Origin of the sequence: Streptomyces cirratus, assembly GCF_014650775.1 — a bacterium.
Taxonomy (GTDB): domain Bacteria; phylum Actinomycetota; class Actinomycetes; order Streptomycetales; family Streptomycetaceae; genus Streptomyces; species Streptomyces cirratus.
This window is the reverse complement of sequence record NZ_BMVP01000026.1, coordinates 14035-26533: the sequence shown is the minus strand read 5'-3', so window position 1 is coordinate 26533 and position 12499 is coordinate 14035. Positions and strand designations below refer to the sequence as shown.

The following is a 12499-nucleotide window of genomic DNA, read 5'->3' as shown; positions in this document are numbered from 1 at the left end:
GGGCTCAGATCACCGGGGGCCGGCCCAGCCGGGTCATACGCCACACTGTCCGCCACCGCATGGGACGCCGTGGCGGGCAGGGCACCTGCACTCCCTCGAAGAACCCGGCCCACCAGGCTTTCAACCCTGCCGCCGGGGGCCGCTGGGCCAGGGTGTACGTCGCCCAGGAGGCGAGGTAGACCGGTACGAGGATGGCGGGCAGGTGCCGTTTCGCCAGCCAGACGCGGTTGCGTGCGGTGTTGCGGTAGTAGACGGCGTGGCGGGACGCCGGGGTCCGAGGGTGGGTCAGGACCATGTCCGCGCGGTAGTCGATGTCCCAGCCCGCGTCGAGGGCGCGCCAGGCGAAGTCGGTTTCCTCGTGGGCGTAGAAGAACTGTGCGGGGAAGTCGCCGACCTCGTCGATGACACTCATGCGGATGGCGTGGGCGCCGCCCAGGAAGGTGGTGACAGGTCCGGAGCGCAGTGGAGCTGTGCCGCCGAGGCGGGGTACGTGTCTGCGCTGGGAGGCGCCTTCCTCGTCCGCGATGCGAAAGCCGACGATCCCCAGGCGCGGGTTGGTGGTGAAGGCTTCCCGCACCAGGTGCAGTGTGTCGGTCTGGGGGAGTAGGCCGTCGTCGTCCAGGACCAGCACGATGTCGACGCCCCCGTGTTCGCGTAGCCACCGCACTCCGGCGTTTCGGCCTTCGGGGATGCCCAGGTTCTGCGGTAGTTCGACGGCCGCGACCCCGGCGGGGAGGGGAGGCAGGGTTACTCCCTGTCCGAGCACGACGACCGTTGCGGGGTCTCCTTGTTGGGCTGCCACCGAGTCGAGGAGGACTTGGAGTTCCTTGTCTCGGTCGCCCATGGTGAGGATCACGACGCCGATGGTGGGCGTGTTCGTACGGGGGTGGTTCATGCGTCGGCTCGCAGCAGGTCGGTGGCGCGCTGGCTGAGGGTGTCGGCTCCGGGGATTCGGCGTTGTCGGTAGCTGGCCGCCGCGGATTGGATCGATCGGATTTCCTTCCGGTTCCGGTCGGAGGCCACGCCGTCCATGAAGTCGAGGGAGCGATTCCACAGGGCCACGGCTTCTTCGTGCCGGTGCTGGGCGGCGACCGACTTGCCGAGGTTGACCATGGTGAGGCCGTGCACGCGCTGGTAGGTGCCTGGGGCCCGGTCCTTGAGTGCCGCGCGGTAGTGCTTCTCGGCTGCCCGGTGGTCCTTCATCTCGGTCAGGGTCTTGCCGGTGTGCGAGGCGATGGTGGCGGAGACGGGTCCGGAGGCGGCCGCGTACGAGGGCACCTGGTCGTCGCCGGCGAGCATCGCGTCTTCGGCCGACACCAAGGCCGCCGCCGCTTTTTCGCCCTCTCCGCCGGCTCCGTACGCCCTGGCGCACGTGACTCGCAGGAGTGCTTCGGTCTGGCGGTCGACCTTGCCCGAGGAGCGTCGAAGCGCTTCCTCCGCCAGGCCGATGCACGAGGTGGGGTGGCCGAGGTCGAGCGCTTGGTGGGTCAGGGCCCGCATCATCCAGGCACCGTGCCCGTCCGGATCGGACTCGCAGGCCAGTTGGAATCCGAGCAGGTAGTAGCGCTGGGCTGCGCCTTCGCGGCCCAGGTCGTGGTGCTTCCAGCCGACCAGGCATGCCAGCGTCGCCGCCGCCCCGAAGGCGCTTTGCCGCACCGATTCGGTGCCGAAGTGTCCCTCCAGCATGGGGATGACCGTGTCGGTGAGGTAGGCGGTCACTGTGGTCAGCCCGTGGCCGCCGCCGAGGCGGTCGTCCACGCTGCGGAAGGTTTCGGTGAGCTGCCGGACGGTGGTGACTTCTTCCGCACCGATGCTGCCGCCGCGTTCGGCTGCCTTGAGTGTGGCGGCGACAGCTTCGTGGTCGTACGTGAGGGGCAGAGCGACGGCAGCCGTGGCGAAGGCGGCGTTGAGGAAGTCCCTGCGACGGAGCATCACGAATCTCCCGAGGTCTGTGGCGAGGGCCAACGGATCGGCCCCCAGGGCCTCCCCGATGTCTGCGCAGCCTAGACCGATCTCGGTGAGCGTGACCTTCCGCTTCATCCTTCTGGTGAGTGCCTCGGCGAGGTACGCGCGGGTCTGGCCGCTAGGGGTGCCGCCTGTGACCCAGGAGTGGACGGCTGAGCGGGAGGTGTGCAGTTCCGTCCCGGCCTCGGCGGCGACCGTGCGAATTTCCCTGGCCAGGGACTCGTACGTGCACCCTGCCTCGGCGATGACGTCCGCCAGCGCGGTGTTCGGATTCCGGCTGTCCGTCAACTCGCACTCCCTGAACCGATCTTGAACAGATTGAACGGGCTGCCCCACTGCCCACGGTACCTGCGCACCGTGATCACCGCTTCACTGATTGCAAGGCCGGCCGCCCGCCACGTTCATCCCGAACCCCGTTTCTGGAGGCATCGTGCACCACCGCTCAGACCTCGGTGCTCTTACCGGCGCCACCGTCCTGGTGACCGGCGGCGCCGGTCTCATCGGCTCTCGTATTACCGCTCAGCTGCGCGACCTCGGCGCCCGCCCGGTGGTCCTGTGCACCATGAACGCCTACCCCGAGCAGGTGTACGCCGATCTCTTCGGTGTCCGGGTCGGGGACCCGGACGTGATTCTGGGAGATGTCCGGGATAGCGTGCTGGTACGGAAACTCGTCGCGGAATCGGACTATGTGATCCACGCCGCCGCCCTGGCGGACGTCGCCGCCTGCACCCGCGACCCACTGGCCGCCATCGACACCAACGTCGCGGGGACCCAGAGCGTGCTTGACGCCGTCGCCGCGACGGAACGTGTCCGCCGGATGGTGTTCGTCTCCTCCGCCAGCGTCTACGGCAACGGGAACCCCGAGGAGACCGACAGCCCCGACCTCCTGACCATGCGCCAGCTACTGGAATCCGTCCACGGACGCATCCCGCCCCAGTTCCACGAGTTCACCCGAACACGCCCCAAGTCCGTGTACGGCAACACGAAAGCCTGGGGTGAAGAGCAGACCGCGCTCCTCCTCGGCCAGGTCGGCACCTCCTACGCGATCGTCCGGTACTTCTCCGTCTACGGCGAACCGCAGACCATCAAGCCCGGCTCCCACTCCTGGGTCGTGGCCTGGTTCACCGCACGGGCCCACCTCGGTCTCCCGCTCCACCTCAACGGCGGCGGCGGGCAGGTGCGGGACATGGTCCACGTGGACGACATTGCCGAGGGCACCTTGCGGGCCCTGGTCAGCCCTCGCGCCCACACCGAGACCTTGAACATCGGCACCGGCGTCCCCACCAGCGTCAGGCAGATCGCCCAGCTGGTCCAGGCCCACTACCCGAACACGCCGTTCCTGGAGACACCGCTTCCCGCTGGCGACCCCCTCGGCGGGTACGCGGCCACCCGCCGGATGGAGAACATCCTCGGCTGGAAGCCGAAGGTCACCATCGCCGAGGGAGTGACCCGCTACGTGAAGTGGCTCCAGGACACCCCGGCCGCCGCCCCGGAATGGCTTAGGAGGGAGCACACCGCGGCTTAGATGACGGGGGGCCTGCCCAGGCTGGTCAGTCGTCTGACCGTCCGCCAGTGCATCGGGCGGCGGGGGCCGCCGGAAGTCCGGATGCCTTCGGTGAACCCCGCGAACCAGGCCCTCAGCCCCGCCACGGATTTCGTGCGGGCCAAGGTCAGCGCCACCCACACGCCGAGGTAGACAGGTACCAGCGGGGCGGGTAGGTGCCGCTTGGCCAGCCAGACCCGGTTCCGTGCCGTCATCCGGTAGTAGACCGCGTGTCGGGCTGGGGACGTCTTCGGGTGCTGGAGTACCAATTGCGGTTCGTAGAGGATGTCCCAGCCGCGGTCGATGGCCCGCCAGGCCAGATCGGTCTCCTCGTGCGTGAAGAAGAAGGCGGCCGGCCAGCCCCCGGTCTCCTCCAGCATGGGCATCGACAGGGCGTGCCCGCCGCCCAAGAACGTCGTCACCAAGCCGCCCCGCATCGGGTCCCCCGCCCGTAGGCGGGGTACGTGTCTCTGCTGCGTGGTACCGGTCTCGTCCGCGATCCGGAACGACACAATGCCCAGCCGGTGGGCCGATGCGTACAGGTCGGTGATCCGCCGGAAGACGTCGGCGTCGATCAGCAGGCCGTCGTCGTCCAGGTCCACCAGGACATCGACGTCGCCGAAATCCCGCAGGCGGTGCCAGGCGACATTCCGGCCGCCGGACACCCCCAGGTTTTCCTTCAACTCCACCCCGGTCACATTCTCGGGCAGGTCCGGCAGGGCCGTGCCGTTGCCGACCACCACGACTCGTGCCGCCGGTTCGTCCTGCTTGGCCACCGACTCCAGCAGGGCCAGCAGCTCGGGCATCCGGTCGCCCATCGTCAGCACGGCGACACCCACACGCGGCCGGGTCACGATCACCACCACTTCCTTCCGAAACCAGAGGAACGGCGAGCGTACCCCCGCCGGAACCGAGGCCCGAACGGTACGAAAGGCCACTGCAATGGAACGGATCATCCTCGGCGACTACATCACCGCCCCCACCCGGGGAGCCATCGCCACGACCCCATACGGCAGCCTGGAAAAGTTCGAGCTCGCCGACTTCCTGGCCCAGTGGAAGGGCCTCCAGCGCGAAGCCCTCGTCACACTGGGGGAGGACCAGCGCATCCATCCCTCCGCTTTCATCCACCCCACAGCGATCATCGGCGGCGACGTGATCATCGGACCGGACGTCCAGGTACACGAGTTCACGACTGTGCGGAAGGGCAGCGTGCTGTGCGCCGGAGCCCGGGTCGGCTTCAACTGCGAAGTCACCGCCGCGTTCGTCGGGGAAGGCGCCGTTCTCGGGCACCGGATCGGCGTCAACCGAACGATCCTCGGTGCCCGAGCCCACCTGTCCGCCGGGGTCACCGTGGCCGCGATCAACATGACCTCAGACATGCGGAAGCCCGACCGAGAAGTGATCATGCGGACCGGCAGCGGCCTGTACCGGTCCGGCACCACCCAATTCGGAGCCGTCATCGGCGACGACACCCAAACCGGCAACAACATCAGCATCGGACCCGGTGTCGCCATCGGCCGTCGATGCCAGATCACCAGCGGCGTAACACTTGCCATCCGGACCGTCCCGAAAGACTGCACCGTTACCGCCCCGCACACCATGGAATCCAGCGTCCGCCGACGCCGGAACACGTTCACATGCTGATCCACAGCTGGTCACCCTCTGCAGGACTGTCGGGAGAACACGGTCTTGCCAGCAGCGGAGGCGTGGCGCTCGACGTGAGCTTCCCGGCGAAGTCTGCGCCGTGATCGTCGCCCTCAAGCTCCTGGAGGTCGACGACAGCGTCGAACCAGATTCGCCGCACTACTGCGCACGCATGCCGCGCGGGCGGCCGGGCTGGCCGGCACACAGCCGTCATGCAGCCATTCCCTGTGAAGGACGGCGTGATCTCACCGATCGGCGGTGGAGTGGGATCTGAACTGGAACGATCGCTGAGATGAAAGGGGATGCCGTGCGCGGTGACAGGCGACGGATCCAGACGGCGGTGCTCGGCGGAGCGGACTCGGACGAACCGTTGACGCTGCCGATAAAGGCGATCGAGCTGGACTCATTCCGTCGTTCTCACGAGAGCGACACCTTTTGGTGCGGGACACTGCTCGGCGGGTGCGGCGGCCAAGTGACCACGAAGCGAGGCGATGGCCGCGGCGACCAGCGGGCACGGTCGCGGCCAGGCGGCCGGCGCCGATATCGTCGGGGCCGCCGAGCGCGCCCTTCTCACCGAACGTTGGGCCGAGCGGCACGGCATCGACGCCGTCCGGTGCCTGGCATGGGCCGAGACGTGACGTTTTTGGATCAAGGGTGAGTGGCCGTTCGCTTGGCGCCTGGCACTGAGTACGGTCTGCTCATGCACAACTTCGGGCTGGGGCAGCGGGGTCACGTATTACTCATAGCCGGGGATGCTGCGACGAGGCGTCGCAGCGTGCAGGTGGCGCCGAGCGCAAACCTGGCGGCGCTGGGGATGGTCGAGGCGCCGGTGTTGTTGAACAGCGATGTGCCGTGTGACACGACGTACTTGGATGGGGCGCGGGATCCGAACACGGTGCTGACGCGGCTTCGTACGGCCGCCGCTACGCCTGGCCCGTTGATGGTGTATCTCTCGGGCAGGCTGACGGTTGACCGGCGGGGTGGCCGTCTGCATCTGGCGCTGGCTGGGACGACGGCTGGCTCGGTTCGCTACACCGCGTTGCCGTGGGGGTGGCTGGGGACGGAGCTTCGGGGGCGGCCTGCCGGACTGACGACGGTGCTGCTCGATCTCGCGGCGGACAAGGCTGCGTGGCCGTTGCTGCAGGAGTACGGCAGTCTGCCCGCGACTCCGGCTGTGGAGGTGTACGGAGTGGTTGCCCCGCCTGGCTGGAGCGGCAGTGGCAACGTGGTGAGCTGTTACACCCGCGCCTGGATTGATCAGCTTCGCGCCAGCCCCACGCGGCCCTCGAACCTCCAGCTGCATGCTCTCGCGGCAGGCGCGGCCGCCCTGCCGCCTGGTTGCATCGTGCTACCGAGCGCCCTGGAACTTGGCACTACTGGGCCGGCGCCGTTCCCAGGGGCTCCCTTTGGCAGGTCGGGGCCGGACGAGGGCAGACCGCTTCATACGGTCGTGACGCCTGCATCGACGCCTGGCCAGGGCTGGGCTGGCGCGTGGCAGGCGATGCCCCAAGGCCAGCATGCGTTGGTTCGTGGCCCTCATCCTTCCGAGCTCCTGCCGGTCGAGGCGGCCGTACGCCTTCCCGCCGACGGCCTGCCTGTGGACGCGCAGCCTCAGCTGTCAGACCGGGCACTTCAGCACAAGGCCTCTCCCGCACAGGATCCGCGCCCGCATATCCACGGCCTCGCCACCAGCGGGCGGCACCTTGAGGCAGCCGCACTCGCACAGGCCTGGGAGCAGCACGTCCTGCAGACCTGCGGGACCACCTCGCTGGAAGCGATCGGGTGGGTGGAAATTCGGGCTGACCTGGCCCGCATGGCAGGCGACTTCGAGCTCGCGACCCAGCTGTGGACCCGTGCCGCCACGACCCGTATGACCCGCCAGGCCGCAGACGCGCCAGCCGTACACGCAGCGGCCGCCGGCGCCCTGTACTGCTGGACACAGCTCAAGGACCGCAACGCAGCACTCGGCACCGGTCCGGACCTGGTCCGCCTGCTGCGCTCCTTGCCGTCCCTTGACGCCCGGCATCTGCAGCTGACCCAACAGCGCCTTCAGTTCCTGCACCGCGAACCGAGTCACCACTGACCTCGTGGTGGAGGCACCACTGCGGGGGCCTTTGCCTATCAGTTGGGAACGTCCGCGGATGAGTGGGAAGGCGGGTGGGCTTCGGCGAGGCGGCGGGCTTCGGCCGTGACCTCAGCATCAACCTGAGCCACTGCTTCGTCGCCGTCTTCTAGGATGGCGTACGCGTCACCGAGTTCCGCGATCCGCCTTGCCAGGGCAGCTCGTTCCCGTAGCGCTGGTGAATCCGAAAGGTGAGCTCCCACGGTTCAAGCCGGCCGGCCAGCATGCACCGTGCGAGCGCCCGCACAGCGGCTTCCTGGCCAGCCCCGCTGGGGACCGGACAGACAGTGAGGCCGAGCTCATCGAGTGCTGCAGGCAGCAGGTCGTGCACGTCGTAGTCCGCCTCGGCGCGTGTGCAGGCGGGCCAGCACCCAAAGTCCGTCGCTGTCCAGACCGGCGAAGAGCGCGTCACAGGCCGAGCTGACCCCGTCGATCGCGGGGATCGCGGCCACGCTCCCGAGCGTTGCGCGGTCCTTAAGGTCGCCCGGGCGCCCCACCTCATGGAGATCCGCGCCAGGACCTGGTCCTGCTGCTCACCGCGGTCCCAGCGCCCCGGCCCATTCATTTAAGGCCTGGGTCGTGGGGTTGTGTGCTTGACGTAGACCAACATTCCGATGGGCAAGATGAGGACCAGCACGCCTATCAGCGCCGTGAAGGTTCGGCCGAACGTATCTAGATCGTCGTTGGCCCCCGGCCCGAAAAGCGCACGATTAATGAGCCAACCGATAATCAAGATCATGGCCGCCATCATCGCGAAGAATGCCGAGTCCGACATATCGCGGCGCCGACAGTCGAGGAACTTGGCCCACCCCATCATGATCGGTATCGCCGCGAAGGCAGCGACGTAGCATGCGAAGCCGAAGTTGCCCACGCCCATCAAGAACTCAACCAGGCCGCCCGAGGATTTCACGAACCCGTTCAGGGCCGAACCGATACCGATCACCCAAAACACGTTCTCTACGGTCTGTTTCGCGCTCGCGAAAGAGGCACCCCCACGCTCGGGTGGTGCGTCTGGCGTCGGGTTGTTGGAGGACGGTTGGTCGTTCATTGGATCACCTCTCGGCCCCCAGTTCAGGTCTACGCCGGTTTCGCGCTTCAAGCATCCCGACGCTACTGACATTGATGCGGCGCGGGCCCGGGCGGCTGGGGAACCGTTGACCGGCACGGCAATCCGGCACCGATGTCCTCGAACTCGGCCTACGAGCTTCGGTCGGTGGCCGTGCCGTTCGGCGTCGAGCCGTCGAACGTGAAGGCGGGTGGCCACGCCTGCCCGATCCGATTACAGTGCGCCGGCCGCGGCTTCTACCGTCCCGACCCGTCCTACCTGGCGTCGATCGAGGATCAGATCCGCGACCTGAAGGCAGACAAGGAGGCCGCGCTGGCGATGGGTATGGCGGCGCTGGTGTCGCTTCACGGTCGTCGTCCACCGCAGTCCGGACGGGCCAGGTAGCGATGGATGGTTGGCTGAGCAGACCTGCTCTGCTCAGCCAACCTCTCCTTTCGAGGCTTCTGCGCTAGAAAACGAAGAAGACCGGCGGGCTTCTTCCTGTGGTCCTAACCGACCACTGGGGCAAGTAGATGGGAGTCGGCGGCCGGCAGCATGACAGCCCGGATGTTCTGGAGAACCTCCTCCAAGTCACGCCGATCCTCGCTGGTGGCATAGATCACCTGGCACCCAGTTGCCGCAGCCCGCTCCAGTCGCTTCACGAACATGGCAAGGCTTCCTCTGTCGGTTTCTTGCTGACGAGGTTCGTCGAGCATCAGAAGCCCGGCGTGCTTGTTAGGGGGCGATGAATTTGCCGCCTCATACAAGGCCAGGTAGTACGCCCATTTTGTTCTGATCATGTCTGATGCGCTGATACCCATGGACAAGTCGAACGTGAGCTCTACCCCGTCATTAATGGGCACGAGCGTCGATTCATCGATCGAGAGGTCTGTGGGCGGAACGCTACGCAGGCCATAATCCCGAACTTGCGACTGGAAGCTCGACTTCATTACAGAGATAATCTGCTGATCAGTGCGACTGAGTACCCCGTCGCGAAGGGCATTCAATCTGTCGCGTACGTCCTGCCAGCGAACCGAGAGCTCATCGAAGTATTCGTTTGCTTCCTCGGCGAGATCGATCAGCCGTTGCGCTCTCTCGATAGAGGACGAGAGGAGGATCTGCTGTTGAACCTGTGCCCGGCTTGGGGCTGCAGAAGGACCTACGAGTTCATCACGAAGAGCCCGAACCTGCCGCATGGCGCCCCGTAGTGCTGCCTGAAGGGACGCCCGGTTCTGCTCGAGTGTCGCCCGGCGCCGATCTGCGCTCTGGGCCGCTGCGCGAACAGCATCCCGCTCGGCCTCGACCTCCGCGATGGTTTGATCCAGATCGGCTGCTACTCCTGTTGCCGTCTCCCTTCCGTCCAAGGCCTGACCGCAGGTTGGGCACACATCGCTCGAAACCGTTGCGATTCCCAGAGTGCTGCCCAGAGTGCGCAGCTTCCGCAGGTCCGCTAGGCGGCTTCTCTCGCTGTCGAGGCTGACGGAACGGGCGACCAAGGAATCGGAATCTGTACGGGAGAGATTCAACTGTTCATCGAGCATCCGGATACGGGAACCAACTTCACGCACAGAAGACTCGGCCGCGGACAGTTCTGCGTGCGCCTGCTGGGTGTGCTCGCCAGCTGGTTCGACGCCGACCTGCTCAAGATCGTTGAGATGCTGCTGCCAAACGCCGACCTGTTGCTGCAACGGAACCCATGAAGACTCTTCCATCACTTCGATCACGCAATGCTGCCTGCGAGCCGGCGTGACGGGGGTGTCCTGATTGAGGAAAACGCGGCAATTTAGAGCCTTAGCGGCGTCGCCCAGTCGGTCACTTGCTGATTGCCACCGCCTCTTGAGATCATCTTCTTCAGTCTTGACTGCTGCCAGAGCTGTGAGTCTTTCGAGAGTTGACAATCCCAGGACGTACTCAACGGAACGCCGCAAGACATCTCGGATGCCAAAATATGTCGGCATTCGAGGGGCGACTCCTGACCATCCAGACTTCTGTTCAACGTAGAACAAAGGGAATAGGACTTCGAGGTAGAGTGTGACCTCTGTCGTGTTGAAACCGGGAACCTGCGGCAAATCCCAGCCAAGGAAATCTGCCAGCTCTCGATGGAATCCCAACTCCCGAAAAGCAGAGCCGCCGTGGCGAACAAACATGTCGATCCGGTTGGCCCTGCCGAGGCTGGCTCTATCATTCGCCTTCCAAGTCATGATCAAGGCGGTGTCAATGCCGTCGCCGCGAACGAAGCGCTTGCATCTCATGTGAGTGCCGTGTTCATTCGCGATAATCAGCGAGACCCATGATTCGCGGACCGGAGATCGTCCGCCGTCAGGGTAGTCGGCAAGCGTGAGCAATGCGGGACCAAATGGCGGCTTTCTGCTGGAAGAGAACATCCCTTCAAGGCCAAGGGCGTAAATTACTCCTTGCAGGAGGGTTGATTTGCCGAAGCTGTTCGGGGCGGCGATTACGTTCAGCCCGGGCGACAGGTCGGTTTTGTAGCGAAGTAGGCCGCGGTCGGTCCTAGATGCAACCTCCACGCTTACGATACGAATGCTCATGTTGAAGCCCCCGTTTCCGCTCTACCGTTCGCCTTGGTTATTCCCAACTTCTGCCACATTCCTGATGTGGAGATAGGTCTCAGGGGGGCGAGGAAGGTCTTCTCTTCAGTCATGAGTTCGCTATCCGAGCTGAGCAATCTCAGATAGTTCTTTCCATGAATACTTAGGGAGTAGCGGCCCTTCGCTTTTGGTTCGATCAGTCCTTCCGCGAGTGCGAGTTTGAGTGCATCCTCAAGCGGTGGAAAGAATTTTCGGAGAGGCGCCTTCCGCGGGTCTCTGTTCTGCCAGGTGGACGTGAATAGAGATGCGCTCACAGTGTCGCTTATGGCCCAGAGCAGGCAGTGTAGTTGCTCGGTCGTAGCTGAGGTTGCCCTACAACTCCCCAGAATCAGTACAAGGGCAGTCACTCGCCATCCCGCCCGCCTTGTTGTCGGAACTGGCAGGGGGACTCGGTGCAGCTCGACAGGAGCTAGTGGATTGCGGTGGGGGAACGCGCCGAGCTCAACTAACTCGGCTGGCTCCTTGTCTTGATCGATAGATTCGAGAAGAATGCTATCGGGGAGAGTTGACCACATCAGGCCGCCCTCCTGAAACGCAGGGGGCATCGAATTAGCCAGCTAGACACTGCATGCCAGGCAATCTCGTCGCACAGAACGCGGGAGAGGCCTGGCGCGTCATTCTTCAGGCCCTCAGACAATCTGCGCACAAGGGTTTCGATCACCTCGGTCCCCGGTTTATCCATGCCGGAAACAGTCATCGTCAGGGTAGAGAGCACGGACTTGAGTCTGCGTTCCACCGCGGCATAGAGAGGAGGATAGTCAACCTTGAGGCGGTCCATTTGAGCTTGGCCGCGGAAGTAAACGCGAAGCATTTCGTCACGATAGTCGATAAGCCACTCTGGGTCGGAGGCCAGAGAAGGTACTACCGAGAGTTTTGCCGCAACTCGGTCGGCTATCTCGTTTCCCTCGCTGGCATTCCACAGAGATTCGTCGGGATCGGGGACGCTGAGGTGCAGCTCTGTCTCGACTTGACCGAGGAGCCGTGTCCGCTCCGAAGCGAACTCCTCATCCGTGATGACGACTACCTTGAATTCATCGGCGAGCCATTTGGGGCGAGGCAGGATTTCTGAAACGTCTTTTTTCTTCTTCTGTGCATGCTCAACGAGGGAGCGACTGTCGAACTCCGGAGTCATGAGGATCCAGGTGTGCAGTCGAACGTCGCCCAGCAGTCGACAGGTGCCCTCCACGTCATCACAGAGTCGTTTGAGGTCTTTCGTCATCTTGCGCTTCTGCGCAGTCGTTTGCGATTCCATGGTGTAAGCGTCTTCTGGGGCATAACACTGGTATCCGACCCCATCGAACCGAAATGCCTCTAGGCCGCCGTCACCCCTGTCTCGAGCAGGAATAAATTGAATGTTCGAGTCGTAGCGCATTGACAGGAGGCGTCGACAGTACGCCTCCCATTCGCCCCCGCTCCACTGCTCTCTGATCACGCGAGCACTCTAACGGCGCAAAGGCTGCTACATCCACGGATTGAGCACAGAAACTGGCAGCTCACGAGCCTGCCTGATTCAATAATCGAACTTGCGTCCGGGTCGGCCTGTGCTTGATCAGCTTCCTCTCTATCGATCC

Annotated in this window: 10 protein-coding genes and 1 pseudogene; 5 read left to right on the top strand and 6 right to left on the bottom strand. The window is 64.8% G+C overall.

All coding sequences use genetic code 11. The features are described 5' to 3' along the window. Positions 1-4: 4 nt before the first annotated feature. Together IE207_RS31630 and IE207_RS31625 are read right to left on the bottom strand one after the other, a co-directional pair. Complete coding sequence (locus IE207_RS31630) at positions 5-895, bottom strand: glycosyltransferase family 2 protein (RefSeq protein ID WP_190187777.1); 891 nt, start codon at positions 893-895, stop codon at positions 5-7. After that, positions 892-2253: an NsdA family TPR-like regulatory protein gene (locus IE207_RS31625; RefSeq protein WP_190187776.1), complete on the bottom strand. Its 1362-nt coding sequence runs from the start codon at positions 2251-2253 to the stop codon at positions 892-894. The genes IE207_RS31630 and IE207_RS31625 overlap by 4 nt, the downstream gene beginning before the upstream one ends. Before the next feature lie 142 nt (positions 2254-2395). Between IE207_RS31625 and IE207_RS31620 the strand changes: the two genes are divergently transcribed. Next, on the top strand, positions 2396-3490 hold the full coding sequence (locus IE207_RS31620) for an NAD-dependent epimerase/dehydratase family protein (protein WP_190187775.1): 1095 nt from the start codon (positions 2396-2398) through the stop codon (positions 3488-3490). On the opposite strand, the gene IE207_RS31615 is transcribed toward IE207_RS31620, so the two are convergent. Next, on the bottom strand, positions 3487-4362 hold the full coding sequence (locus IE207_RS31615; protein ID WP_190187774.1) for a glycosyltransferase family 2 protein: 876 nt from the start codon (positions 4360-4362) through the stop codon (positions 3487-3489). The two genes, IE207_RS31620 and IE207_RS31615, sit on opposite strands and share 4 nt — an antisense overlap. Before the next feature lie 88 nt (positions 4363-4450). Between IE207_RS31615 and IE207_RS31610 the strand changes: the two genes are divergently transcribed. The 3 genes from IE207_RS31610 (at position 4451) to IE207_RS31600 (ending at position 7235) form a co-directional block, all read left to right on the top strand. After that, positions 4451-5152 (top strand): LbetaH domain-containing protein, encoded by a 702-nt coding sequence (locus IE207_RS31610; protein ID WP_190187773.1) that lies wholly within the window; start codon positions 4451-4453, stop codon positions 5150-5152. Positions 5153-5643: 491 nt separating this feature from the next. Beyond that, a complete protein-coding gene (locus IE207_RS31605; RefSeq protein WP_190187772.1) occupies positions 5644-5790 on the top strand; it encodes a hypothetical protein in 147 nt (48 codons plus the stop codon). A gap of 62 nt (positions 5791-5852) precedes the next feature. Then, complete coding sequence (locus tag IE207_RS31600; protein ID WP_190187771.1) at positions 5853-7235, top strand: hypothetical protein; 1383 nt, start codon at positions 5853-5855, stop codon at positions 7233-7235. A 604-nt stretch (positions 7236-7839) separates the two neighbouring features. Here the strand turns inward: IE207_RS31600 and IE207_RS31595 are convergent. Continuing rightward, complete coding sequence (locus IE207_RS31595) at positions 7840-8322, bottom strand: hypothetical protein (RefSeq protein WP_190187770.1); 483 nt, start codon at positions 8320-8322, stop codon at positions 7840-7842. A 105-nt stretch (positions 8323-8427) separates the two neighbouring features. On the opposite strand from IE207_RS31595, the pseudogene IE207_RS31590 reads away from it, so the two are divergent. Beyond that, positions 8428-8664, top strand: a pseudogene (locus tag IE207_RS31590) (tyrosine-type recombinase/integrase); the annotation flags it as partial. A gap of 164 nt (positions 8665-8828) precedes the next feature. Here IE207_RS31590 and IE207_RS31585 read toward each other — a convergent pair. Together IE207_RS31585 and IE207_RS31580 are read right to left on the bottom strand one after the other, a co-directional pair. Continuing rightward, entirely contained in the window at positions 8829-10868 is a 2040-nt protein-coding gene (locus IE207_RS31585) for an ATP-binding protein (protein ID WP_190187769.1), read from the bottom strand. Between the two features lie 574 nt (positions 10869-11442). Next, the gene (locus IE207_RS31580; RefSeq protein WP_190187768.1) at positions 11443-12360 is read right to left on the bottom strand and encodes a hypothetical protein; all 918 of its coding nucleotides are present in this window, start codon (positions 12358-12360) and stop codon (positions 11443-11445) included. Positions 12361-12499: the final 139 nt, after the last annotated feature.